The sequence below is a fragment of the Paraburkholderia sp. 35.1 genome (assembly GCF_050436525.1).
In the GTDB taxonomy this organism is placed as follows: Bacteria; Pseudomonadota; Gammaproteobacteria; order Burkholderiales; family Burkholderiaceae; genus Paraburkholderia; species Paraburkholderia tuberum.
In genome coordinates, this window is record NZ_JBNDMJ010000003.1 from 1,737,058 (window position 1) to 1,762,212 (window position 25,155).

The window sequence follows — 25,155 nt, forward strand, 5'->3', positions numbered from 1 at the left end:
CAGGTTCAGGGCCGGCTTGCGCCGGCGTAGCGGGATATTACTTGAGCTTGGGCCGGCTACCAAGCGGAGCAAAATCCCTCTGTTGACGACAGGAAACACTTCGTGCAAACGTTTTGCCACGGTTTTGTCACGGGCCGGGCGGGCTCATTCGAGCCGCCCGGCGACGAATGCGGCGCAAAAAAGCGCGCCGCGCCCGCTTATTTCACCCCAACCCCCAGGAATTGCGTCGGCCCGAACGGATCGATCTTGAAGCCCGTCACGTTCTTGCTGATCGGCTGATAGACGGTCGAATGCGCGATCGGTGTGAACGGCACCTGGTCCTTGAAGATCTCCTGCGCCTGCGTATAGGCCTTGGTGCGATCGGCCATGTTGGTGGTGCTGCGGCCCTGCTTGATCAGATCGTCGTAAGGCTTGTAGCACCACTTCGAGAAGTTGCTGCCGTTGACCGCGTCGCAGCCGAGCAACACGCCGAGCCAGTTGTCAGGGTCGCCGTAGTCACCCGTCCAGCCGATCAGCATCGCCTGATGCTCGCCGGCGTGCGCGCGGCGAATGTACTCGCCCCATTCGTACGTGACGATATTCACCTTGACGCCGATCTTCGCCCAGTCCGCCTGCAGCATTTCGGCCATCAGGCGCGCGTTCGGGTTATACGGGCGCTGTACCGGCATCGCCCACAGCGTCAGCTCGAAGCCGTCGGGGTAGCCCGCCTGCTTCAGCAGCGCTTTCGCTTTGTCGACGTCGTAGGGCGCGTCCTTCAGGTTCTTGTCGTAACCCCATTGCGTCGGCGGCATCGGGTTCGTCGCGAGCTGGCCCGCGCCCTGGTAGACCGCTTCGATGATCGCCTTCTTGTTGACCGACATGTCGAGCGCGCGGCGCACGAGGACGTTGTCGAGCGGCTTTTTGGTCGTGTTGTACGCGATATAGCCGAGGTTGAAGCCCACTTCGCTTGGCATCGCGAGCGACGCATCGGCCTTCACGGTGGGGATGTCGGCCGGGCGCGGATAGGACATCACCTGGCATTCGCCGCGCTTCAGCTTTTGCAGGCGCACGGCCGGATCGACCGTGATCGCGAAGATCAGCTTGCCGAGCTTCGCGACGCCCGGCTTCCAGTAGTCGGGATTGCCGTCGAAGCGGATCGTGTCGTCCTTCGTATAGCTGCGGAAGATGAACGGACCGGTGCCGACCGGGTACTGGTTGATGTCGGACGCCTTGCCCGCCTTGAGCAGCTGATCCGTGTATTCAGCCGACAGGATCGACGCGAACGGCATCGCGATCTGCTGCAGGAACGGCGCGTCGACTTCCTTCAGCGTGAAGCGCACCGTGTACGGATCGACCTTCTCGATTTTGGCGATGTTCTTCGCGAGACCGAGGTCGTTGAAATACGGGAAATTGACTGGATACGCCTTGCGGAACGGGTTCTCGGGATCGAGCATGCGTTCATAGGTGAACACGACGTCGTCCGCGTTGAATTCGCGGGTCGGCTTGAAGTACGACGTGGTCTGGAATTTGACGCCGTGGCGCAGATGGAACGTATAGGTGAGGCCGTCGGGCGACACGTCCCACTTTTCGGCGAGTCCTGGCTCGATGTCCGTGCTGCCGTGCGCAAATTCGACGAGCCGGTTATAGACCGTGTACGAGCCGGCGCTGAATTCGACGCTGGTCGTGTATTGCGCGGTATCGAAACCCGCCGGGCTGCCTTCGGAGCAGAACACCAGCGTCTTGTCGGGCAGCGTGGCCGCCTGCGACGCGGCGGGCGCGAGGCCGCTCGTGGCGACCGCGAGCGCGGCGAGAGCCGGCAGGCAGAACTGGTGAAGCGCGAACCGCCGGTGTGTCGCAGTCTTTCTTGTCACTGTCATATCGTCCTCCGCACAGCAGCCGGGTTGGCTGCGTTTCGATGATAGACAGCCCAAAAATGAGCTTCAACAGGGACTTACCACGCTATTTGGGACAAATTTGCGACCCATGCCAGACTGGCGGGGACCGCGCGGCCGTTGCAGCCGCGCGGGCATCGCAATTACACGGCGAGCCGTTCGCAGATCGCCTTGGTCGACGCGGCCGCGTTCAGCGTATAGAAGTGCAGACCGGGCACCTTCGCATCGACGAGCCGTTGACACAGAGCCGTCACCACGTCGAGCCCGAACGCGCGGATCGACTCGCGGTCGTCGCCGAAGCTCTCTAGCCGGCGCGCGATCCAGCGCGGCACTTCGGCGCCGCACATTTCGGAGAAGCGCATCAGCTGCGAGAAGTTCGTGATCGGCATGATGCCGGGCACGATCGGCACGTCGACGCCGAGCTGGCGCGCATCGTCGACGAAACGGAAGTACGCGTCCGCGTTGAAGAAGTACTGCGTGATCGCCGAATTCGCGCCGGCTTTCACCTTGCGCGCGAAGTTTTCGAGATCGTGACGCGGCGAGCGCGACTGCGGATGGTATTCCGGATAACCCGCCACCTCGATCCAGAACCAGTCGCCGAACTCGGCACGGATGAAGCTGACGAGCTCCGATGCATAGCGCAGCTCGCCGACCGCGCCCATGCCCGAGGGCAGATCGCCGCGCAGCGCGACGATATGGCGGATGCCGTACGCGCGGTACTCGTTGAGGATCGCACGCAGGCTGTCCTTCGACGAGCCGATGCACGACAGATGCGGCGCCGCCTCGAGCCCTTCCTTCGCCATGTCGACGACGGTATCGAGCGTGCCTTGCTGGGTCGAGCCGCCGGCGCCGAACGTGACGGACACGAACTTCGGTTTGAGCGACACGAGTTCCGCGCGCGTCGCGCGCAGTTTGTCGATGCCTTCCTGCGTTTTCGGCGGGAAGAATTCGAATGAGAGTTCGATCGGATTCATAGTCAAAAAGGTCAACCGAGACTGCGGTTGCCGAAAATGAGCGCGGACAGTAGCCACGACACGATGCTGTACAGGATCGAGCCGAAGAACGCCGACCAGAAGCCCGACACCTCGAAGCCCTTCAGCAGCGACGCGCACAGCCAGAAGCACAGCGCATTGACGACCAGAATGAAGAGTCCGAGCGTGAGGATCGTGACGGGCAGCGTCAGCAGGATCAGCAGCGGCCGCAGCAGCGTATTGATGAGGCCGAGCACGATCGCGACGATCAGCGCGGTACCAAAACTACGGATATGGATCGACGGAACGATGTAGGTGATGATCAGTAGCGCGAGCGCGTTGATGAGCCAGGTCAGCAGCACGGTCATGTAGAACTCCTTGTAAGCACCTGTGCGGAGAAGATGTCCAGCAAACGAAAAGCCGCGCTGGCGAACAAAGCGGCGCATTGCGCGCCGCCCCGGGATCGGACCGTCAAGCTTTTACCGCCGCCCGCGTGGCCGGGCGCGCGAACGCGCGCATCGAGCCGCGGACGGCCGCGTGCTTAATAGCGGTAGTGGTTCGGCTTGAACGGACCGTTCCTGTCGACGCCGATGTAGCCGGCCTGCGCGTCGGACAGCACGGTCAGGTTCGCGCCGATGCGCGCCAGATGCAGACGCGCGACCTTCTCGTCGAGATGCTTCGGCAGCACGTACACCTTGTTTTCGTACTTCGCGCCCTGCGTGAACAGTTCGATCTGCGCGAGCGTCTGGTTCGTGAACGAGTTCGACATCACGAACGACGGGTGGCCCGTCGCGCAGCCGAGGTTCACGAGGCGGCCTTCGGCCAGCAGGATCACGCGCTTGCCGTCCGGGAAAATGATGTGGTCGACTTGCGGCTTGATGTTTTCCCACTGGTACTGACGGGTCGACGCGACGTCGATTTCCGAGTCGAAGTGGCCGATGTTGCAGACGATCGCGTTATGACGCATCGCCTTCATATGATCGTGGTTGATCACGTGGTAGTTGCCGGTCGCGGTCACGAAGATGTCGGCCTTGTCGGCCGCGTATTCCATCGTCACGACGCGGTAGCCTTCCATCGCCGCTTGCAGCGCGCAGATCGGATCGATTTCGGTGACCCACACGGTCGCGCCCAGACCGCGCAGCGATTGCGCGCAGCCCTTGCCCACGTCGCCGTAACCGGCCACGACCGCGATCTTGCCCGCGATCATCACGTCGGTCGCGCGCTTGATGCCGTCGACGAGCGACTCGCGGCAGCCATACAGGTTGTCGAACTTCGACTTCGTGACCGAGTCGTTGACATTGATGGCCGGGAACGGCAGGCGGCCTTCCTTTTCCATCTGGTACAGACGGTGCACGCCGGTGGTGGTTTCTTCGGTGACGCCCTTGATCGCCGCGAGGCGCTTCGAGTACCACGTCGGGTCGATCTCGAGGTGCGCGGCGATCGACTTGTACAGCGCGACTTCTTCTTCGTTGGTCGGCCTGGCGATCACCGAGCGGTCTTTTTCGGCCTTCGAACCGAGGATCAGCAGCAGCGTCGCGTCGCCGCCGTCGTCGAGGATCATGTTCGCGAACTCGCCGTTCGGCCATTCGAAAATGCGGTGCGAGAACTCCCAGTATTCATCGAGCGATTCGCCCTTGAACGCGAACACCGGCGTGCCGGCCTGCGCGATCGCGGCGGCGGCATGGTCCTGAGTCGAGAAGATGTTGCACGAGGCCCAGCGTACGTCCGCGCCGAGCGCGGTCAGCGTCTCGATCAGCACGCCGGTCTGGATCGTCATGTGCAGCGAACCGGCGACGCGCGCGCCCTTCAGCGGCTGCTGCGCCTTGTACTCATCACGGGTCTGCATGAGGCCGGGCATTTCGGTCTCGGCGATCGTGAGTTCCTTGCGGCCCCAAGCGGCGAGCGACATGTCGGCGACAACGTAATCCTGCTTCTGGGAATCGATGACTGCGGCGTTCATCACGCCCTCCTTTCTAAGAAATTGACTAGAAATGTGACGTGAGCGCGGTTTGAGGCAGCGGTTCGGAATCGCGCAAGCGCGTTCCATGCTGCCAATTGAAGCCTTCGAGCCTGGCGGGCGGCCGGCGAATGCGGATTCGCGGTACCCGTCGCAACGCTCCTCGAAGACGAACGGCGATTGTAGCAAATCGAGATGACTTCGGCGCGCGCCGGATGGCGTGGCAGCGCGCTGGTTCAGATCGGCAGCAGCCCCAGCATCGGCGCGAGCAGCACCATGGCGAGACCGGCGATCATCATCGTCAGGCTGGACACTACGCCCTCCTCGCTGCCGAGCTCGCGTGCCTTCGCGGTGCCGACGCCGTGCGCGGCCGCACCGAACAGCGCGCCGCGCGCGAGCCGCGTGCGCAGCGGCACGAACGCGAGCACGATTTCGCCGAACAGCATGCCGCAGACGCCGGTCGCGATCACGAACAGCGCGGTCAGGTCCTTCGGCGCGTGAATCCTGTCGGACACCGCGAGCGCGAATGGCGTCGACACCGAACGCGTCATCAGGCTGCGCTGCAAGTCCGGCGACAGGTGCAGCAGCTTCGCGAGCATCAGCGAGCCGCCGACGCCGACCAGAATGCCCACCGTCACGCCGACGGACAGCGAGATCCAGTGGCGCTTCAACAGTGCGCGGTACTCGTAGATCGGCACGGCGAACGCGACCGTCGCGGGGCCGAGCAGCCACATCAGCCAGCGCGTGTCCTCGAAGTAAAGCGAATACGGAATGTGCGCGAGTACGACGAGCGCGACGAGCGCGGCCGGCACCGTCAGCATCGGCGTGAGCCACGGCGAGCGCACGCGCGCATACAGCGCCTTCGACGCGAAGTACAGCGCGATCGTCAGCACGAGGCAGCCGGCCGCGATCAGGCGCGAGGCGTCGTCGGCCAACAGCGAAGCGAACGGGAGCGGGTTCATCGGCGCTCGCGCGACAGACTGCCTGCCTTACGCGCAACCCGCACGCGGCGCAGCGCGAAACGCCGTTCGACGCGCGCGGCCTGATCGACAGCGAACGCCACCGCGACCATCACCATCAGCGTGCCGGCGATCACCACCAGCGCAAGGCGCCAGCCGTCCGCGCGGAACAGGCCGCCGTATTGCACGGCGGCGACTGCCGCCGGAATGAAGAACAGCAGCATGTCGGACAGCAGCCAGTCCGCGCCGGCCTTGACCCAGCGCGGCGCGATACCGCCACAGAACAGCAGCGCGAGCAGCACGACGAGGCCGACCACGCCGCCCGGCACCGGCAGATGCAGCCGCCGCACGATGAAATCGGCGCCAATCCACAGCGCCGCGATCGCGGCGCTTTGCACGGCGATGCGTGCGACACGGCCGAAACCACCCGCGTCCCCACTTGAGCCGCCACCGGCGGGACGGGCGGAACGGGTGAAAACTGGCGCGGACATGACATCCCCTGGCTGGCGTGGAAGGCACTTAGTATGGGGTCCGCCGCGCCATAAATAAAATGACTTACAATCATCGAAACCATTCCGAACTGGAATTCTGGAGACCCCCCTCATGGAACTCCGCGCGCTGCGCTATTTCGTCGAAGTGGTCCGTCAGCAAAGCTTCACCGTCGCCGCTGAGCAGATGTTCGTCACGCAGCCGACCATCAGCAAGATGGTCAAGTCGCTGGAAGACGAAATCGGCTCGCCGCTGCTGCTGCGCGACGGCCGCCAGATGGTTCTCACCGACGTGGGCCGCATCGTCTATCAGCGCGGCCAGGACGTGCTCGCCGCGCACGCGCAACTGCAGGCCGAGCTGAACGATCTCGACACGCTCGGGCGCGGTGAACTGGCAATCGGCATTCCGCCGATGGGCGGTGCGCTCTTCACCCCCGCAATCGCCGCGTTCCGCCAGCGCTATCCGAAGATCGAGCTGAAGCTGTTCGAGCAGGGCTCGCGCGCGATCGAAGCCGCGCTGATCAACGGTGAACTGGAACTGGGCGGTGTGCTGCAGCCGGTCGACCCCGACAACATCGACGTGCTGCCGATGTCGCGCGAGCTGTTGTGGCTCGTCGCGCGCGCCGGCTCGCGCTGGGATGCGTTGAACGAGGTGCCGCTCGCGCAACTCGCCGATGAGCCGTTCGTGTTTTACGGCGAAAGCCTCGCGCTGAACGACGTCGTGTTGAACGCATGTCGCGCGGCGGGATTTGCGCCCGCGATCGTCGGACGCAGCGCGCATTGGGACTTCATGGCGGCGCTGGTGCTGGCTGGCGTCGGCATCGCCCTGCTGCCCGCGCCCTATTGCCGGCGGCTCGATCCCGCGCAGTTCACCTGCCGCCCGGTCGTCGAACCGGAGATCCCGTGGGAGATGGCGATCGGCTGGCGCCGCAACGGCTATCTGTCGCACGCGGCGCGCGCGTGGCTCGACGTCGCGCGCGAAACGCTGCCGACACACGCCAGCGACGATTTCATACTCGGACCTGGGATCGGCTTTAACGGAATCACAGCGCCGCAAGGAGCTCTGCCACCCTCAGGCGAGTGACGGGCGGCGGCCGGCCGCCGGCCGCCGGCCGCGTTACGCCGCTCGCGTTTGCCGACCTCCTTGCAAACGGCGATCAAACCGCCTGCGCCGGCATGTCACCTGGGTTCGGGGGCGTCACCGTCGCCGACCTCCCCGCTCCGTCTCGCCGGCTCGTCGCCATCAACTCCGCCGCCCGTTCGCCGATCATCACCGTCGGCGAATTGGTGTTGCCGCCGATCAAGGTCGGCATGACCGACGCATCGACGATCCTCAACCCCGTCACGCCGCGCACGCGCAATTGCGGATCGACGACCGAGCGCGCGTCGCCGCCCATCCGGCAGGTCGCGACCGGGTGATAGATCGTGTCCGCGCGCTCGGCGATCGTCTGGCGCAGTTCCGCATCCGATTGCCCTGGCCGCGTGTACAACTCCTCGCCGCCGTGCAGCGCGAGCGACGGCGCGCCGAGAATGCGCCGCGCCATCTTCGCGCCCTCGACGAGCAGATCGAGATCGCGCGCATCGCTCAGAAAGCGCGGATCGATCAGCGGCGCGACACGCGCATCGGCGCTTGCGAGCGTCACGGTGCCGCGGCTATGCGGACGCAGCACGCATACATGCAGCGAATAGCCGTGGGCCCAGTGCATATGGCGGTTGTGATCGTCGACGATCGCCGCGCAGAAATGCAGTTGCAGATCGGGCCGCGCGAGCGTCGGCCGGCTCTTCAGAAAACCGCCCGCCTCGGCGACGTTGCTCGACAGCATGCCGCGCCCGTGGCGCATGAAGGTCACGAATTGCGGCAGCATCCGCGCGATGCCGCGCACCGAAAAACCGGTGGGCTCGATCGACCTCACACGCTTGTTGATCGTGAAATCGATGTGATCGATCAGATTCTGGCCGACCTCGGGCGCATCGTGAAGCACGTCGATGCCGAGCGAGCGCAGATGCGCGGCCGGCCCGATGCCCGAGCACATCAACAGTTGCGGCGAGTTGAACGCCCCAGCGGCGAGCACGACCTCGGCGCGCGCCGCGAGCGTTTCGGTGCGGCCGCCGCGCACGATTTCGACGCCGCTCGCGCGCTTGCCGTCGAACACGACGCGCAGCACGGTCGCGTCGGCCATCGTGTGCAGATTCGCGCGCGGCCGGTCGTAGATGTACGCGCGCGCGACGCTGCAACGGCGCCCGTCACGTTGCGTGACCTGATAGAAGCCGATGCCTTCCTGGTCCGCGCCGTTGAAGTCGTCGTTCGCTTGGTAGCCCGCTTCGAGCGCGGCCTGCACGAAGCGCCTGGAAAACGGATTCCTGAAGCGCAGATCGGACACGGTCAGCGGACCGGCCTCGCCATGCCACGCATCGGCGCCGCGCTCGTTGTCTTCGGCGCGGCGAAAATACGGCAGCACCTCGGCCCACGACCAGCCGTCGCAGCCGAGCCGCGCCCACTCGTCGTAATCGAGCGGATGGCCGCGCGTGTAGATCATCGCGTTGATCGCGCTCGATCCGCCGAAACCGCGTCCGCGCGGCTGATAGCCCTGGCGACCGGCGAGCCCCGGCTGTGGCGTGGTCAGGTAGCCGTAGTTGGTCTTCAGTCTATTCGGCACCACGGCCGCGACGCCGACCGGCATGTTCACCAACAGATTGCGCCCGGTATGCGGACCGGCCTCGATCAGCGCGATGGTCGCGTCGGGACAGCTATCCGCGAGACGGCTCGCGAGCGTGCAGCCGCCCGAGCCCGCTCCGACGATGATGTAGTCGTATTGCATGCGCGCCTCCTGATGGGCCGCGTTGCTCGCGGACCCTGTCTCGTGCACACTTGTCTACGTGTGTTTTCTGCGCATTGTAGGGAGCGTATTGGGGCTGCGGCGGCTCCCTGAAAGAACGATTCCTCTAAACGCCGGCGGCAACGCGCCCCTATGATGAAAGGCGCGAACGGCCCGCGCGCGGCTTCCAGACATGGCGCGACGCGCGCCCTCCTTCCGGCATGCGGCATCACGCGCGGCGCTCGAACAGATGCGACAAAGCGCATCGGGGATGCCGTCGGCGAAGCGGCGCACAATAGCGAAAAAGGAGACAGCAGATGGAACGGCACGGCTTCGGCCAGACTCACGAGGTGACGAATCAGGCACCGCCGCTCGCGGACTACAACCTGTTCTCGAGCGACGCCGCTTTGAGCGCGGCCGTCGATCGCGATGGCGCGAGCTGGCATCGCGAGGCGCTGCTGCGACACGGCGCGACGCTGACGACGCCCGACACGCTCGCGCTCGCGGAGCTCGCCAACCGCCATACGCCGGAGCTGGTCACGCATAGTCCGCGCGGCGAGCGCATCGACGCGCTCGAGTTCCATCCCGCGTGGCATGAACTGCTCGCGCTGCTGCGCCGCGAAGGGCTACACGCGCTTCCGTTCGCCGAGCCGCGAAGCGGCGCGATGGCCGCGCGCTGCGCCGGCTACTTCATGCATGCGCAGATCGAATCCGGCTCGCTGTGCCCACTGACGATGACATTCGCGAGCATTCCGGTGTTGCAGCGCGAATCCACGTTGTTCGATACGCTGCGCGACAAGTTGTACACACGCGAGCACGATCCGCGCGACGTGCCGCTCACGCAAAAGCGCTCGGCGATGATCGGCATGGGCATGACCGAGAAACAGGGCGGCTCCGACGTGCGCACCAACCGGACGCGCGCCCATGCGTTCGACGGTGCCGGCGGACGCGGCGGCGCCTACCGGCTCGTCGGTCATAAATGGTTCTTCTCGGCGCCGCAGTGCGACGCGCATCTGGTGCTCGCGCGCACCGACCCGCACGAGGGACTGTCGTGCTTTTTCGTGCCGCGCTTCGCGCCGGACGGCAGCAAGAACGCGGTGCAGATCCAGCGTCTGAAGGACAAGCTCGGCAATCGCTCCAACGCAAGCAGTGAAGTCGAATTTCTCGACGCGTACGGTGTGATGATCGGCGACGAAGGACGCGGCGTGCCGACCATCATCGAAATGGCGAGCTACACGCGGCTCGACTGCGTGATCGGCAGCGCCGCGCTGATGCGTGCCGCGCTCGTGCAGGCGGTCCATCATGCGCGGCATCGCAGCGCGTTCGGCCGGCACCTTGCCGAGCAGCCGCTGATGCGCAACGTGCTCGCCGATCTCGCGCTCGAATCCGAAGCGGCTACGGTGCTGTTCATGCGCCTCGCGCGCGCGTTCGAGGAATCCGCCGACGCGTCGTCGGCTTCATCGGCCGAACGCGCCTGGCGGCGCATCGTTACGCCTGCCGCGAAGTACTGGGTCTGCAAGCGCGCGCTCGAATTCACCGGCGAGGCGATGGAAGTCTGGGGCGGCAACGGCTACGTCGAAACCGGGCCGATGGCGCGCTTCTATCGCGAGGCGCCGGTCAACTCGATCTGGGAAGGCTCGGGCAACGTGATGTGCCTCGACGTGCTGCGCGCGATGGAGCGCGAGCCGCAGGCCGCGCAAGCGCTGTTCGCCGCCTGGCAGGACGTCGCGCGCGCGCATCCGGCGTTGGGCGCGGCACTCGCGCGCCTCGCCGCGACGCTGAACGGACCGGCCGAACAGCGCGAGGCGTCGGCGCGACGTATCGCGCAGCAGATCGTGCTGATCGCGCAGGCGACGCTGCTCGCGCAGCACGCGCCCGCCGAGGTCGCCGACGCGTTCATCGCGACGCGTCTCGCCGACGGCTGCGGCGAAAGCGGCCGCGTGTACGGCACGCTGCCGGCCACGTTCGATCACGCGGCGATCGTCAAGCGCGCCTTTCCCGCGTAACCGCGGCGGGCGCGCAAACCCCGAGCGCACCGCTCGCAACTCCGACTCAACCTCACACCAATATAAGTGCGCTCGACGCGCACGGTCATCCATCTGGGAGTGGACTCACATGAAGAACGATGTGCCGGAGGTCGCCGCGCTCGAAGCACTGTTGCGCGATCAACGTCATGCGTATCTGCGCGCGCCGTATCCGTCGTGGGACACGCGCGCGACGCATCTGCGTGCGCTGCGCAAGCTGATGCTCGACAATCGAGACGCGCTCGCCGACGCGATGCACGCGGACTTCGGCAATCGCGCGAAGGAAGAAGTGCTGCTCGCCGAATTCCTGCTCGTGAAGGAAGAGATCGACGCCGCACTGCGTCACGGCAAGCGCTGGATGAAAGCGCAGCGCCGCCGCACCAACAAGTGGCTGCTGCCGGCGCGCGCGAAGGTGGTGCCGCAGCCGCTCGGCGTGGTCGGCATCATCGTGCCGTGGAATTATCCGGTGCTGCTCGCGGTTGGCCCGTTGATCAGCGCGCTGACGGCCGGCAATCGCGCGATCATCAAGATGTCCGAACTGACGCCGCGCACCTCGGCGCTATTCGAGCTGCTGATCGGTCAGACGTTCGCGCGCACTCACGTCGCGGTCGTCAACGGCGATGCGGCGCTCGCGGCCGCGTTCAGCGCGCTGCCGTTCGATCATCTGCTGTTCACCGGCTCGACGAAGGTCGGTCACGAAGTGATGCGCGCGGCGGCCGAGCATCTGACGCCGGTCACGCTCGAACTCGGCGGCAAATCGCCGGCGCTGATCGGCGCGCATGCGCGTTTCGACAACGCGGTCGACAATCTGATCGCCGGCAAGACGCTGAACGCGGGGCAGACCTGTGTGGCGCCCGACTACGTGCTGGTGCCGCGCGGCAAGGAGCAGGCGTTCATCGAACGGGCGCGCGTGCGGATGGCGAGGATGTATCCGGACTTCGCGCAGAACCCGGATTACACGTCGATCATTTCTTCGCGGCACTTCGAGCGGCTCGAACGTCTCGCCGACGAAGCGCGGGCTGCGGGCGCGCAATTGCATGCGCTGACCAACGCGACGCCCGATGCCGGGAGCCGGCGCTTTCCGCTGATCGCCGTGACTGGCGCGCCGGACGAATGTGCGCTGATGCAGGAGGAGATTTTCGGACCGCTGTTGCCGCTCGTGCCGTACGACACGCTCGACGACGCGATCGCGTGGATCAATGCGCGGCCGCGGCCGCTGGCGCTTTATCTCTATGCCGACGATGCGCGGACGGTTGAGCGTGTCACGCATGAAACGATCGCCGGCGGCATGGCGGTTAACGAGACGCTGATGCATCTGGCATGTGAGAGTTTGCCGTTCGGCGGGGTCGGGGCGAGTGGGATGGGGGCGTACCACGGGTACGAGGGGTTCGTTACTTTTTCCAAGATGAAGCCCGTGCTCGTGCAGGCGCGCTTGAATGCGCGCGGGTTGATTTCGCCGCCATACGGGAGACGCGTGAACGCGGTGTTGAAGTTGATGATGAGGTTTTGAGTTTGCCCCTGGGCGGGGTGAGGCCTTTTTTTGTCTTTGTTCTTTGCGGTGTTGGCCTTTCCTTGTTGTCTTGTCGGTCTATTAGCGTTGCCCCTGTGCGGGGCGGCACCTACTTTCTTTGCTGCTGCAAAGAAAGTAGGCAAAGAAGACAGCTCAAACCGCAAGCTCATAAGCGGGTCCCCTGGCTTGGAAGGGGTAGTGGTGCATCTGGAATCCGGGCCGCCGCACATTCCCCGTTCGTGACAAAGCCGTCATCCCTCCCACTCCGCACTACGTGCGTCGCGGACGGGTCTGCCTGGGAAACCAATGGTTTTGCCCGCGCAGCGGAGCCATCGGCTGCGCCTCGGCGATGCGCCGAAACAACCGGTGGTTTTTGAACGGGGTTTCGGCGCGCGTAGCGCCGCCGGAAGAATGACTGCCTTGTCACTAGCGCGGAATGTGCGGGAGCACGGATTCCAGATGCACCACTACCTCATGCGGACCGAGGGACCCGCTTAAGAGTTGGCGGTTTTAGCTGTCTTCTTTGCCTACTTTCTTTGCAGCAGCAAAGAAAGTAGGTGCCGCCCCGCACAGGGGCAACGCTAATAGACCGATAAGACAACAAGGCCAACACCGCAAAGAACAACGACAAAAAAGCGCCCGCCCTGCAGAAGGGCAAACACACACCTTCAGTGATCCGCAGTACTAGCGCCGCCAGGCACATCAGTAGCAACAACATCAACCACATCCGGCGCGCCAGCGCCATTGCCCGTCTCAGCATCGGCCCCACTCTCGAGCCGATGCAACCAGGCCAGCAACTCGGCGACAGCCTGATAAAGCTGCGGTGGAATCCGCGCATCCAGATCGACTTGCATCAGCAGCGACACCATCTCGGGCGCCTCATGCACATAGAGCCCTGCCTCCTTCGCGCGCTGCACGATCATCTCAGCGAGCAGCCCATACCCCTTGGCGACCAGACGCGGGGCGGGCTCGCCGCCATGAGCGTCATAAACAAGCGCAGCCGCGCTGCGACGTTGGGTGCGGCTCATCAGATATCCCAATCGAGGTCGTCGCGCGATGCGGCGCCCGACGCCGACGCCGTCGACGTGGCCACAGCCGCCGACGCCGACCGTGCATACGCGCCCGCGGCCTGCGCACCCGCCGCCGAGGTGCCCGCCGCGGTAGTACCAGGCACACCGCCGCCGATCTCGCGAATCGTCAATCCCTGCAGCTCGAGCCCCGCCGCCGCGAGCCGCTGACGGAAACCGTCCCCCTGCATCGCGAGCCGCGCGGCGCCCCGCGGGCTCGCCTGCACGCGCGCGGTCAGCCGCGTGCCGGTCAGCGTCAGTTCGGCATCGACGGTGCCGAGCGTCGGCAGCGACAGCGTCAGGCGCGTGCGCCACGGCTGGTCGTCCTCGCTCGCGAGGCCGCCGCCGCTGCGGTCCCATTCGTCGCCATCCTGCTCGATCGTCCAGTCCAGACGCGCGCCGGGCCACGCCTCGCCGGTCCAGCGGAACTGTCCGGTCGCAAGCAGATCGAGCTGCTGGCGCACGAGCGGCACCGTCGCCGGATGGACCGCCGCCGCCATCGCCTGCGCGCTCTGCGACGAGCCGGCATCGGCCGCCTGGGACACCGCGCTGTGCAGCCCCGCGTGTGTGGACTGGCCATTCAGGTCGGACACCGAGCTGGCCAGCAGCTCGCCCGCGACGAGTCGCGCGGCCTGCGCGGTCAGGATCGACGGCATCGCGTGCATGGCAGGGTTGTTCTCGGCAACGTTCGCCGTGCCGCGTGGCGTTGCCTCGGGGGCTCCGTTCGCCGCAGCGGTCCGCGCGCCCGCGTCGCCAGCGTCGGCGCTCCAGTCGGGAGGCAATTGAGAATCTGCGACGAGCTGGTTCTGCGCCTCGTTCGCCAGTTGGGCAGGCGAACGCTGGCCGACCAGCCACGCCGCGAGATGCGCCTCGTAGAACAGGCCGCTGTCGGCGACCGTCTGTTGCAGCGCGGCCGCGAGCGCCGCGACCGGCACTTCGGTCGCCGCCACGCTCGCGGTGGCGGCCGCGGCTGCGCTGGCGGCAGCGTTGGGATTGGTATTGGTGTTGGCAGCAGCGGCGGAATCGCCGGCAGCGAAATCGACTGTCGCGGCGCCCGCCGCATCGGTCAGCGGCAAGCTTTCGATGGCGACGTCGAGCGCCGGCGCGGCCGCCCAGATCGGCGCGCGGCCGAGCACCGCCGGTGTGGCCTCGCCGCCTGAGTGCGCAATCGCATTCAGCGTCAGCGCGACGGCCGACAGCGCGGTTTGCGCGGACGGCTGGGGCGCGGGCGTCACGTTCGCAGGCGCCGCGGGAACCGCGGTATCGACGCCGGCCGCGCCGGTCTGCGAGGTGGTCGCGGTTCCCGGCGCGATGCTGAGCAGGCTGTCGATCCGGCTCGACAGCACCGAAGCGAGGGCCGAATCGATTCCGTTCATGCCGGTTCCTTGGTCGCATCGGCGGCAATGCGCGCGATGCTCTGATTGCTCCGATCCTTCAGACGCGTGCGGCGTGCCGCCAGCTCACGCGCGCGCCCGCTCGCGCTCAGCGCGCCCCGTACAACTCCTTCAGCACGCGCGTCGACCGGCCGGCGAACAGCGCCGACAGATGCGCCATGCGCGGATTCGCGAGGTCGCGGATCGCGGCGTCGTCGGCAAGGATCTGGCGGATCAGCGCGTACTTGCGCAGGCGTTCGGCCTCGTCGAGCTTGACGCCCACGTCGGCTTCGCGCAGCGCTTCGACCAGCTGCCGATACTCTTCCTGCAAGTGCACCAGGTCGTTCCACAGTGCACGACGGGCCGCCATCAGCATGCGGCAGGACAGCGCCACGATCGCCTCGTAGCGGGCAAAATATTCTGCGTTCGATGTCATCTCAGGCTTTCCGCGGCTGGCTGTGCTGCCATCCGCGCGATCTCCGGGGCTATCCCGATCCATGCCTCTTCGAGCGTCGCGAGCAGACGGTCCACTTCCACGAGCATCGCCTCGCTCTGATTGATATTGGCTTGCAACAGTCGACGCGCCATATAGTCGTACAAAGCATTGAGCCGTTCGGCGATTTCGCCGCCCACCTCGAGGTTGAGCGACTGCTGCAGCCCGCTTTCGATGATCCGGATCGCCTTGCTGATCGCCATGCCACGCTCGGCCACGTTGCCCTGCTGCAAATGCATGCGGCTTTGCGCGATCGCCTGGCGTGCGCCCTGGTACAGCAACACGATCAGACGATGCGGACTTGCGCCCATCACGGATGTCTCGATACCGACACGCGCATACGCGTTGGCTCCAGCGTGCCCTTGGGAAAACATCGGCGCTCCTCCTCTTATACTGGCTGCGGTTAAGTCGTGGCGTGGCCGCGCGGCGCGTCGACGCGCCGGTCGCTGACCTGTAATTGGGTTATCGGATGCGCGACGACAAAGCTTTAGTCCGGTGTAAGGAGGATCGAAAGCGCCACTGGGCGAGCCCGGGAAACACGGCACGAAGCCGCCGGCGCAAGCGCCGGCAGCGTCCCGCTCAGATCGACATCTGCGCGATGTCGTTGTACGCGGCGACCAGCTTGTTGCGCACCTGCAGGCCGAACTGGAAACCGATGTTGGCCTTCTGCATGTCGACCATCACGTCGTTCAGCGACACGTTCGACGCACCGAGCTCGAACGCCTGCGACTCGCCGACCGCCTTCTGCTGGTCGCCGCTGATCTTGTCGAGCGAAGCCTTCAGCGCCGCCGCGAAGTTGGTGGGCGTCGCCGCGCCGGATTGCTCCGCCGCCGGGGTCGCGTCGCCGGCCGCCTGCGCCGCCATCGCCTGCATCTGTTGCAGCGCCGACGATAGCGCGTTCACGGGCATGGTCATGTTTTCTCCGTTGGATGTGCGATCGGACCGCCGGACGGTGTACCGATCTGGACGAAAGCATAGCAGCGGCTCCTCGCGGAAAGTCCCGAAACTAGAGGGAAAACCCGGCTCTATTCAAGCAATCGGGTTGAGCGGCGCTGCGGATAATTTCAAAGGTGAAAGTCTCTGTCCGTCCGCCCAGCCCCGGCGCGGCATCACGACAGAACGCCAAGGCATTCCCCGGAGAAACCCGACGCATGGATTCGTCAGCCAACTCGTTGATCAACCCCGACGCCCGTATGGGGCTCGCCGGCGCGCAGCCCGCTGCCGGCCAGGCCGGTAGCGGCCAGGCCGGCGGCACGGCCGACCTCGGTGGCCTGGGCGGCCTGGGAGGTATCGGCGGCAATTTCGGCCAGCGTCTGTCCGGACTCGCGCAGATGCGCGGCAACCCGCGCGCGCCGCTCGTGTTCGCGGTCGCGCTGCTGGTGGCGGTCGTCGCCGGTCTGTTCCTGTGGTCGCACGCGCCCAGCTACAAGGTGCTCTACAGCAATCTGTCCGACCGCGACGGCGGCTCGATCATCACCGCGCTGCAGCAGGCCAATATTCCGTACAAGCTGTCCGAAAGCGGCAGCGCGATCCTCGTGCCGGCCGAGCAGGTCCACGAGATGCGCCTGCGCCTCGCATCGCAGGGGCTGCCGAAGAGTGGCTCGGTCGGCTTCGAGCTGATGGACAACCAGAAATTCGGCATCAGCCAGTTCGACGAGCAGATCAACTATCAGCGCGCGCTCGAAGGCGAACTCGAACGCACGATCGAAGCGATCTCGAGCGTCAAATCGGCGCGCGTGCATCTCGCGATTCCGAAGCCGAGCGTGTTCGTGCGCGACAAGGAAGCGCCGTCGGCGGCGGTGCTCGTGAACCTGTACCCGGGCCGCGTGCTCGACGAAGGGCAGGTCGTCGCGATTACGCACATGGTGGCGTCGGCGGTGCCGGAAATGCCGGTGCGCGGCGTGACGATCCTCGACCAGGACGGCAACCTGCTCACGCAGCCCACCAATGGCAGCGGACTCGATGCGACCCAGCTGAAGTTCCGCCAGCAGATCGAGCGCAACACCCAGCAGCGCATCGACACGATCCTCGCGCCGCTGTTCGGCGCCGGCAACGCGCGCTCGCAGGTCAGCGCCGACATCGACTTCTCGCACAGCGAGCAGACCTCGGAGAACTACGGCCCGAACGGCAATCCGCAGCAGGCCGCGATCCGCAGCCAGCAGTCGAGCAGCGCCACCGAAATGTCGCAAGGCGGCGCCTCGGGGGTGCCGGGCGCGCTGTCGAACCAGCCGCCGCAGCCGGCCTCCGCGCCGATCGTGGCGGGCAACGGCGCGAGCTCGGTCACCACGACGCCGGTCAGCGACCGCAAGGATTCGACCACCAACTACGAGCTCGACAAGACCGTGCGCCACGTCGACCAGCCGATGGGCGGCATCCGCCGGCTGTCGGTCGCGGTAGTCGTCAATTATCTGCGGGTCGTCGATCCGAAGGGTCACGTGACGATGCAGCCGGTCAGCCCCGACAAGCTCGCGCAGATCACCCAGCTCGTGAAGGACGCGATGGGCTTCGACGCGTCGCGCGGCGACTCGGTCAACGTGGTCAACAGCGCGTTTACCACCGAGCTCGACCCGAACGCCGACCTGCCATGGTGGCGCACGCCCGACATGCTCGCGCTGTACAAGCAGATCGCGACGTACCTCGGCATCGGCGCGGTGGCCCTGTTCCTCTACTTCGTGATGGTGAAGCCGGCGTTGCGCCGCGCCTTCCCGCCGCCGCCCGAGCCGGTTGCCGCGCTGATGGCGCCCGACGAACCGGTGCTGCTCGACGGCATCCCGGCCGAGGAGCGCGATGGCGCGGTGGTCGAAATCGAAGCGGATAGCGAGCAGCTCGCGCTCGAAAACGCGAAGCACAAATACGAGCGGAACCTGGAGTTCGCGCGCAGCATCGCGCGTCAGGATCCGAAGGTCGTAGCAACCGTCGTCAAGAACTGGGTGTCCGATGAGCGCTGAAGGCGTAGTGAAGAGCGCGCTGCTGCTGATGTCGATCGGCGAGGAAGAGGCGGCGCAGGTGTTCAAGTTTCTGGGCCCCCGTGAGGTTCAGAAAATCGGCGTCGCGATGGCCGCGCTGAAGAACGTCACCCGCGAGCAGGTCGACGAGGTGCTGCAGGAGTTCGTGCGCGAGGCCGAGCAGCACACCGGCATGTCGCTCGATTCGAGCGATTACATCCGCTCCGTGCTGACCAAGGCGCTAGGCGACGACAAGGCCGGCGCGATCATCGACCGGATCCTGCAGGGCAGCGACACGAGCGGCATCGAAGGCCTGAAGTGGATGGACTCGGCGGCGGTCGCGGAACTGATCAAGAACGAGCATCCGCAGATCATCGCGACGATCCTCGTGCATCTGGACCGCGATCAGGCTTCGGAGATCGTCGGGTGTTTCACGGACCGGCTGCGCAACGACGTGCTGCTGCGGATCGCGACGCTCGACGGCATCCAGCCGGCCGCGCTGCGCGAGCTCGACGACGTGCTGACCGGCCTCTTGTCCGGCAGCGACAACCTGAAGCGCAGCCCGATGGGCGGTATCCGCACGGCGGCCGAGATTCTGAACTTCATGTCGAGCAACCACGAGGAAGGCGTCATCGAAAACGTGCGCCAGTACGACGCCGAGCTCGCGCAGAAGATCATCGACCAGATGTTCGTGTTCGAGAACCTGCTCGACCTCGAAGACCGCGCGATCCAGCTGCTGCTGAAGGAAGTCGAATCCGAAGCGCTGATCATCTCGCTGAAGGGCGCGGCGCCCGCGCTGCGTCAGAAGTTCCTGTCGAACATGTCGCAGCGCGCGGCCGAGTTGCTCGCCGAAGACCTCGACGCGCGCGGCCCGGTACGCGTGTCCGAAGTCGAGACGCAGCAGCGCCGCATCCTGCAGATCGTGCGCAACCTGGCCGAGAGCGGGCAGATCGTTCTAGGCGGCAAGGCGGAAGACGCCTATGTCTGATCCGAACGCCCCGGCAAAGGAAAGCCTCTCGGCCTACCAGCGCTGGGAGATGGCGTCGTTCGACCCGGCTCCGCCGGCGCCGCCGCCGGCCGAACCCGAGTTCGACGAGCGCGCGTTCGAAGCCGAACTCGAGCACCGCCGCGAAGCCGCACATGCACAGGGCGTCGCGTCCGGTCATGTGGCCGGCCAGGCGCTCGGCTATCAGGCGGGCTATGACCAGGGGCACGCGCAGGGTTTCGCGCAAGGCCAGACCGAGGCGCGCGAGGAAGCGATGCGGCTCGCCGCGCTCGCCGAAACCTTCAAGAGCGCGCTCGATGGCGCGCAGCACGCGATCTCCGAAACGCTGATCGCACTCGCGCTCGACATCGCGCAGCAGGTCGTGCGCCAGCACGTGCAGCACGACCCGACCGCACTGATCGCGGCCGCGCGCGAGGTACTCGCGGCCGAGCCCGCGCTCGCCGGCGCGCCGGCGCTGATCGTGAGTCCCGCCGATCTGCCGGTCGTCGAGGCGTATCTGCTCGAAGAATTGCAAACGCGCGGCTGGACCGTGCGCACCGACGCATCGGTGGAGCGTGGCGGTTGCCGCGCGCAGGCCGGCACCGGCGAGGTCGACGCGGGCATCGACACGCGCTGGCAGCGCGTCGCCGCCGCGCTCGGCAAGGTGAGCACGTGGTGAAGCCGACGCTCGACGAGATCCGCGCGAGCGATCTGACGCCGCTCGAACGCGAGCTCGCGTTGGCGTCGTTCGGCGCCGAGGCGCTGGTCGATGTCGAGTCGGCCGGTATGCCGCAGCCCCCGGATGCGGCTTGGCACGCTCCTGCGAGCGCACATCCGGCGACAGGCGCGGCGGCGAACCGCGAGTCCGCCGCGACGGACCACGCCGCGCGCAGTGCTTGCGCCGCTCACGCTCCGCACGCGCCGTCCTACGATCCCGCGCTCGACATCAATCCCCACATGCAGGCATGGCGCGGCCAGCTCGACGCGCTGCGCGCGCGCAACGCGATCGCGAAGCCGCTGCGCGCGTGCGGGCGTCTCACACGCGCGGCCGGTCTCGTGCTCGAAGCGGTCGGCCTGCGTCTGTCGGTGGGCGCCGAAGTGATGATCGAGTTGCCGCCCGGCAGTTCGCTGCCGATGGCTGAAGCCGAAGTGGTCGGCTTCTCCGGCGACAAGCTGTTCCTGATGCCGACCACCGAAGTGATCGGCCTGTTGCCCGGCGCGCGGGTCTTTCCGCTCGAAAGCGCGCCGATCGCCGATCCGCTCGCGGGCGCGAAGCGTCTACCGGTCGGCTGGGAATTGCTCGGCCGCGTGCTCGACGCATCCGGCCGTCCGCTCGACGGGCTCGGCCCGCTCGGCACGCAAAGGGACGCGCCGCTGTCCGCGCCGGTCATCAATCCGCTCAATCGCGAGCCGATTCACAAGGTGCTCGACGTCGGCGTGCGCGCGATCAACTCGCTGTTGACCGTCGGTCGTGGTCAACGGATGGGGCTGTTCGCGGGTTCGGGCGTCGGTAAATCGGTGCTGCTCGGCACGATGGCGCGCTACACCAGCGCCGAGGTGATCGTGATCGGCCTGATCGGCGAACGTGGCCGCGAAGTGAAGGAGTTCATCGAACAGATTCTCGGCGAGGAAGGCTTGGCGCGCTCGGTCGTGATCGCCGCGCCGGCCGACGTGTCGCCGCTGTTGCGGATGCAGGCCGCCGCGTACTCGACCTCGCTCGCCGAATACTTCCGCGACCAGGGCAAGCACGTGCTGCTGCTAATGGATTCGCTGACCCGTTACGCGATGGCGCAGCGCGAGATCGCGCTCGCGATCGGCGAGCCGCCCGCGACCAAGGGGTATCCGCCGTCGGTGTTCGCGAAGCTGCCGGCGCTCGTCGAGCGCACCGGCAACGGACCGGCGGGCGGCGGCTCGATCACCGCGTTCTACACGGTGCTCACCGAAGGCGACGACCAGCAGGACCCGATCGCCGACTCGGCGCGCGCGATTCTCGACGGCCACATCGTGCTGTCGCGCTCGCTCGCCGAAGCCGGCCACTACCCTGCGATCGATATCGAAGCGTCGATTAGCCGGGCAATGACCGCGCTGATCGACGATAACCATCTGAATAAAACGCGTATGTTCAAGCAGATGCTGTCGCGCTATCAGCGCAACCGCGATCTGATCAACGTCGGCGCGTATTCGAGCGGGCGCGACGCGGTGCTCGATCGCGCGATCGTGCTGTATCCGCGGATGGAAGCGTTCCTGCAGCAAGGCTTTCGCGAGTGCGCGAACTTCCAGCCGAGCATCGACATGCTGAACGCGCTGTTTGCCTAGGGCCGAGGAGGCTGACGATGTCGAAACATTTTCCGATCAAGACGCTGATCGGTCTCGCGCAGGACGACGTGGACGCCGCCGCGCAGCGGCTCGGCCGCGCGCAGCGCGAGCGCAACGACGTACAGGCGCAACTCGATGCGCTCGTGCAGTACCGCGACGAATACTACGCACGCTTCATGGAGGGCGCGCAGTCGGGCATGCCGGCCGGCAACATGCGCAACTTCCAGGCGTTCATCGACACGCTCGATGCCGCGATCGAGCAGCAGCGCAGCCTGCTCGCGGCGGCGAGCGCGCGCCTCGAGGCGGCGAAGCCCGACTGGCAGCGCCACAAGCAGAAGCTCGGCTCGTACGAAGTGCTGCAGGCGCGCGGCGAGGCGGCCGAGGCGAAGGTTGCGGCGCGGCGCGAACAGCGCGACGCCGACGAATATGCGGCGCGGAGTCTGCGCATGCGAGCCGACGGCGCGTGAGGCCTTGCCTCGCGGCTAACGCCCTACGGCACACCCGTTCGACCGACTCACAGGATTCTTTATGTCGCTTCTTTCACAGATCGGCTCCCAACTGAGCACGCTGCTCGACACGAGCGGCAATGGGTCGAGCAGCGCGTCCGCGAACGCCGCGGTCTCGAGCCCGTTCGCGCAGACCTTGCAGCAAAGCATCGACCAGCAGAACAGCGCGAATCAACAGCAGACCAGTTCAGCGACGGCGTCGCAAGCCTCGGCGCCGCGCGCGCCCAGTGCGCCGCCGCCCGCTTCCGCTTCCGCGTCCGCTCCCGCTTCCTCGCAGCAGAGCGCGAGCGGCAGCCAGAACGGCAACGGCACAGCGAGCAACGCGGCCAGCAGCAGCGCGTCATCGCCGTCGTCCACGGCGTCGACGACACCAACGCAGCAGACATCGAACAGCCAGGCGACCGCGACGCAAGCCAGGCAGAAAGACACCAAGGCGCAAACCGACGCTGGCGCGCTCGCCGCGGCTGCGGCTGCCGCCCAGGCTCAGGCGCAAGCGCAGGCACAGGTCGTCGCCAACAACGCCGACTCGAACGCCACCACCACGACCGATGCCGCGAGCTCCGCCGCCGATGCGGCGAGCGCGCTGGCCGGCACGGCCACGAGCGCGCTCGCGGCCACCGCGGCAAGCAGGAAAGGCGCGGTCGATCCGAAGTCGCTGCAGGATGCGTTGCAGCGTGCGCTGTCCGCGCTGTCGAGCGGCCAGGGCGCGGTGCCCGCGGCCGCGCTTGCTGCCGGCGCGGCCGCAAAGGCCGCGAGCGTGTCGAGCGCGGCGGGCGGCTTGGGCAGCACGAAAAACGGCCTGAACGGCACGTCGGACGACAAGACGCTCGCGAGCGGCCTGTTCGGCAACGGCAAGGGGGCCTCGACGACCCACACGACGTCGACGGCGACGGCCGCCGCGACCGCGCTGGCCGATCCGTCGGCAGCGAAGTCGGCCACCGATGCGTTGAGCGCCGCGGCCGCGACGAGCGGCCAGGCGGACAACCTCGCATCGGCGCGCAGCGCGTCCGAGGCGGCGAACGCCGCGCTGGCCGCGACGCAGGCGGCAGCGAACGCCGCGAGCACGACGGCGGCAGCGCAGAGTACGGGCAATGCGAGCGCGGCCGCCGCCGCGAATGCGTTGACGCCGCAGGTCGGCACGAGCGACTGGGAGGACGCGCTGAGCCAGAAGGTAGTGTTTTTGTCGAATGCGCATTCGCAGAGTGCTGAGCTGACGCTCAATCCGAAGGATCTGGGGCCGTTGCAGGTCGTGTTGCAGGTGGCGGATAACCATGCGCATGCGCTGTTCGTTTCGCAGCACCAGTCGGTGCGGGAGGCGGTCGAGGCGGCGTTGCCGAAGCTTCGCGAGGCGATGGAGTCGAATGGGATTGGGCTCGGCAGCGCGAGTGTGAGTGATGGGTTTGCGCGGCAGAGCGGGCAACAACAGCAAAGCGCTGGCGCGGGTGGGGGGAATGGGAAGAGGGGCAGTGGTGGTGGGGGCGCCCTTGCAGGGGACAGTTCCAGCGATGCCATCGGGAATGTTGCCGTGCGGCAGCAGGTTGGATTGGTCGATACGTTTGCCTGAAGCGAGGCGGGGCGCTTTTTTGTCGTTGTTCTGGCTTTGTTGGCCTTTCCTTGCTTTGTTATCGGTCTATTAGCGTTGCCCCTGTGCGGGGCGGCACCTACTTTCTTTGCTGCTGCAAAGAAAGTAGGCAAAGAAGACAGCTAAAACCGCAAGCTCATAAGCGGGTCCCCTAGCTTGCGAGGGGTAGTGGTGCATCTGGAATCCGGGCCCCCGCACATCCCGCGTTCGTGACAAAGCCGTCATCCCTCCCACTCCGCACTACGTGCGTCGCGGACGGGTCTGCCAGGGAAACCAATGGTTTGGCCCGCGCAGCGGGGGCCGTCGGCTGCGCCTCGGCGATGCGCCGAAACAACCGGTGGTTTTTGAACGGGGTTTCGGCGCGCGTAGCGCCGCCGGAAGAATGACAGCCTTGTCACAAGCGCGGAATGTGCGGGAGCACGGATTCCAGATGCACCACTACCTCATGCAGACCGAGGGACCCGCTTAAGAGTTGGCGGTTTGAGCTGTCTTCTTTGCCTACTTTCTTTGCAGCAGCAAAGAAAGTAGGTGCCGCCCCGCACAGGGGCAACGCTAATAGACCGATAAGTCAGCAAGGAAAGGCCAACAAAGCCAGAACAACGACAAAAAAAAACCCAAAAACCAGAAACAGCCAGAAATAGCCAGAAATAGCCCTTCTTTTCGACCCATAGCGCCGCAGGCAAATCAACAACAATCACCCTAACCCTTACTAGGCCAGCAACAAGCTGGCAAACCAAATGGCAACCACGACCGCCCCGCAACAAGCCGCGCCCGCCTCGCCGGGCCCCATGAAGCGCATCATCCTGATCGTCCTCATTGCGCTGATCGCCGCGGGCGCTGCCGGTGCCGGCATGTGGTTCTTCATGTCGAAGCGCGCACCCGTCGCCGTATCGGCCGAAGCCGCGCCGGCGCAATCCGCCGTGCCGCTGTTCTTCCCGCTCGAATCGATGACCGTCAACCTGCAATCGGACGACGGCCAGCAACACTTCCTGCGCATCGGCCTCACGCTCAAGCTCGGCGATGCCGCCACCCAGCAGGCGCTCACCGATCACATGCCGGAAGTGCGCAGCCGCATCCTGCTCGCCCTGTCGAACAAGCACCCCGAAGAACTCGCGCCGCTCGAAGGCAAGCGCGCGCTCGCCGAAGAGCTGAAGACGCTGATCACCGAGCCGATTGACAAGGGCGCCGCACCGATCCGCGTGCAGGACGTGCTGTTCACCGAATTCGTCGTGCAGTGACGTGACGTTGTCAAGCGCTGCCATCATCAATCGCCAAGGGACGCACGAGGAATA

22 protein-coding genes and 1 riboswitch are annotated in these 25,155 nt (G+C 66.2%); of the genes, 10 read left to right on the plus strand and 12 right to left on the minus strand.

Translation table 11 applies throughout. From position 1 onward, the window contains the following. Window positions 1–197: 197 nt before the first annotated feature. From OKW27_RS28200 to OKW27_RS28225, 6 genes are all read right to left on the minus strand, one after another. Window positions 198–1,856: an ABC transporter substrate-binding protein gene (locus OKW27_RS28200; RefSeq protein ID WP_090802561.1), complete on the minus strand. Its 1,659-nt coding sequence runs from the start codon at window positions 1,854–1,856 to the stop codon at window positions 198–200. A gap of 158 nt (window positions 1,857–2,014) precedes the next feature. After that, window positions 2,015–2,845, minus strand: a complete 831-nt coding sequence (gene metF / locus OKW27_RS28205; protein ID WP_176078847.1) for a methylenetetrahydrofolate reductase [NAD(P)H] — start codon at window positions 2,843–2,845, stop codon at window positions 2,015–2,017. A gap of 11 nt (window positions 2,846–2,856) precedes the next feature. Next, window positions 2,857–3,210 carry a phage holin family protein gene (locus OKW27_RS28210; RefSeq protein WP_090805530.1) on the minus strand — a complete coding sequence of 118 codons (354 nt, stop codon included), beginning with the start codon at window positions 3,208–3,210 and terminating at the stop codon, window positions 2,857–2,859. A 173-nt stretch (window positions 3,211–3,383) separates the two neighbouring features. Then, a complete protein-coding gene (gene ahcY, locus OKW27_RS28215; RefSeq protein ID WP_090802559.1) occupies window positions 3,384–4,802 on the minus strand; it encodes an adenosylhomocysteinase in 1,419 nt (472 codons plus the stop codon). Window positions 4,803–4,835: 33 nt separating this feature from the next. Further along, window positions 4,836–4,970, minus strand: a riboswitch (S-adenosyl-L-homocysteine riboswitch). A 65-nt stretch (window positions 4,971–5,035) separates the two neighbouring features. Continuing rightward, window positions 5,036–5,761, minus strand: a complete 726-nt coding sequence (locus tag OKW27_RS28220; protein WP_429335445.1) for an LrgB family protein — start codon at window positions 5,759–5,761, stop codon at window positions 5,036–5,038. After that, on the minus strand, window positions 5,758–6,249 hold the full coding sequence (locus OKW27_RS28225; RefSeq protein WP_429335446.1) for a CidA/LrgA family protein: 492 nt from the start codon (window positions 6,247–6,249) through the stop codon (window positions 5,758–5,760). Before OKW27_RS28225 ends, OKW27_RS28220 begins: the two co-directional genes overlap by 4 nt. A gap of 112 nt (window positions 6,250–6,361) precedes the next feature. On the opposite strand from OKW27_RS28225, the gene OKW27_RS28230 reads away from it, so the two are divergent. Then, window positions 6,362–7,330, plus strand: a complete 969-nt coding sequence (locus OKW27_RS28230; RefSeq protein ID WP_090802554.1) for a LysR family transcriptional regulator — start codon at window positions 6,362–6,364, stop codon at window positions 7,328–7,330. Window positions 7,331–7,403: 73 nt separating this feature from the next. On the opposite strand, the gene OKW27_RS28235 is transcribed toward OKW27_RS28230, so the two are convergent. Next, window positions 7,404–9,065 (minus strand): GMC family oxidoreductase, encoded by a 1,662-nt coding sequence (locus tag OKW27_RS28235; protein WP_429335447.1) that lies wholly within the window; start codon window positions 9,063–9,065, stop codon window positions 7,404–7,406. 314 nt (window positions 9,066–9,379) lie between these two features. Here OKW27_RS28235 and OKW27_RS28240 point away from each other — a divergent pair, with 314 nt between their 5' ends. Further along, window positions 9,380–11,068, plus strand: a complete 1,689-nt coding sequence (locus tag OKW27_RS28240; RefSeq protein WP_429335448.1) for an isovaleryl-CoA dehydrogenase — start codon at window positions 9,380–9,382, stop codon at window positions 11,066–11,068. Window positions 11,069–11,177: 109 nt separating this feature from the next. After that, window positions 11,178–12,596, plus strand: a complete 1,419-nt coding sequence (locus OKW27_RS28245) for a coniferyl aldehyde dehydrogenase (protein WP_429335449.1) — start codon at window positions 11,178–11,180, stop codon at window positions 12,594–12,596. Window positions 12,597–13,264: 668 nt separating this feature from the next. Here the strand turns inward: OKW27_RS28245 and OKW27_RS28250 are convergent. From OKW27_RS28250 to fliE, 5 genes are all read right to left on the minus strand, one after another. Next, window positions 13,265–13,624 carry an EscU/YscU/HrcU family type III secretion system export apparatus switch protein gene (locus tag OKW27_RS28250; protein WP_184065870.1) on the minus strand — a complete coding sequence of 120 codons (360 nt, stop codon included), beginning with the start codon at window positions 13,622–13,624 and terminating at the stop codon, window positions 13,265–13,267. Continuing rightward, window positions 13,624–15,039, minus strand: a complete 1,416-nt coding sequence (locus tag OKW27_RS28255) for a flagellar hook-length control protein FliK (protein ID WP_429335450.1) — start codon at window positions 15,037–15,039, stop codon at window positions 13,624–13,626. Before OKW27_RS28255 ends, OKW27_RS28250 begins: the two co-directional genes overlap by 1 nt. Before the next feature lie 106 nt (window positions 15,040–15,145). Further along, window positions 15,146–15,472 (minus strand): flagellar protein FliT, encoded by a 327-nt coding sequence (locus tag OKW27_RS28260; RefSeq protein ID WP_429335451.1) that lies wholly within the window; start codon window positions 15,470–15,472, stop codon window positions 15,146–15,148. Beyond that, window positions 15,469–15,903, minus strand: a complete 435-nt coding sequence (fliS, locus tag OKW27_RS28265; protein WP_090802543.1) for a flagellar export chaperone FliS — start codon at window positions 15,901–15,903, stop codon at window positions 15,469–15,471. The genes OKW27_RS28260 and fliS overlap by 4 nt, the downstream gene beginning before the upstream one ends. A 205-nt stretch (window positions 15,904–16,108) precedes the next feature. Beyond that, window positions 16,109–16,444: a flagellar hook-basal body complex protein FliE gene (fliE, locus tag OKW27_RS28270; protein WP_090802541.1), complete on the minus strand. Its 336-nt coding sequence runs from the start codon at window positions 16,442–16,444 to the stop codon at window positions 16,109–16,111. A gap of 236 nt (window positions 16,445–16,680) precedes the next feature. Between fliE and fliF the strand changes: the two genes are divergently transcribed. From fliF to fliL, 7 genes are all read left to right on the plus strand, one after another. Continuing rightward, window positions 16,681–18,477 carry a flagellar basal-body MS-ring/collar protein FliF gene (gene fliF / locus OKW27_RS28275; protein ID WP_429335452.1) on the plus strand — a complete coding sequence of 599 codons (1,797 nt, stop codon included), beginning with the start codon at window positions 16,681–16,683 and terminating at the stop codon, window positions 18,475–18,477. Continuing rightward, window positions 18,467–19,462 (plus strand): flagellar motor switch protein FliG, encoded by a 996-nt coding sequence (fliG, locus tag OKW27_RS28280; RefSeq protein ID WP_018418745.1) that lies wholly within the window; start codon window positions 18,467–18,469, stop codon window positions 19,460–19,462. The genes fliF and fliG overlap by 11 nt, the downstream gene beginning before the upstream one ends. After that, entirely contained in the window at window positions 19,455–20,138 is a 684-nt protein-coding gene (fliH, locus tag OKW27_RS28285; protein WP_429335453.1) for a flagellar assembly protein FliH, read from the plus strand. The genes fliG and fliH overlap by 8 nt, the downstream gene beginning before the upstream one ends. Further along, complete coding sequence (gene fliI, locus OKW27_RS28290) at window positions 20,132–21,775, plus strand: flagellar protein export ATPase FliI (RefSeq protein ID WP_429335454.1); 1,644 nt, start codon at window positions 20,132–20,134, stop codon at window positions 21,773–21,775. Before fliH ends, fliI begins: the two co-directional genes overlap by 7 nt. Window positions 21,776–21,792: 17 nt before the next feature. Further along, complete coding sequence (fliJ, locus tag OKW27_RS28295; RefSeq protein WP_429335455.1) at window positions 21,793–22,242, plus strand: flagellar export protein FliJ; 450 nt, start codon at window positions 21,793–21,795, stop codon at window positions 22,240–22,242. Window positions 22,243–22,303: 61 nt separating this feature from the next. Beyond that, window positions 22,304–23,845 carry a flagellar hook-length control protein FliK gene (locus OKW27_RS28300; RefSeq protein ID WP_429335456.1) on the plus strand — a complete coding sequence of 514 codons (1,542 nt, stop codon included), beginning with the start codon at window positions 22,304–22,306 and terminating at the stop codon, window positions 23,843–23,845. Between the two features lie 755 nt (window positions 23,846–24,600). Beyond that, on the plus strand, window positions 24,601–25,101 hold the full coding sequence (fliL, locus tag OKW27_RS28305) for a flagellar basal body-associated protein FliL (RefSeq protein ID WP_429335457.1): 501 nt from the start codon (window positions 24,601–24,603) through the stop codon (window positions 25,099–25,101). The last annotated feature ends 54 nt before the right edge of the window (window positions 25,102–25,155 follow it).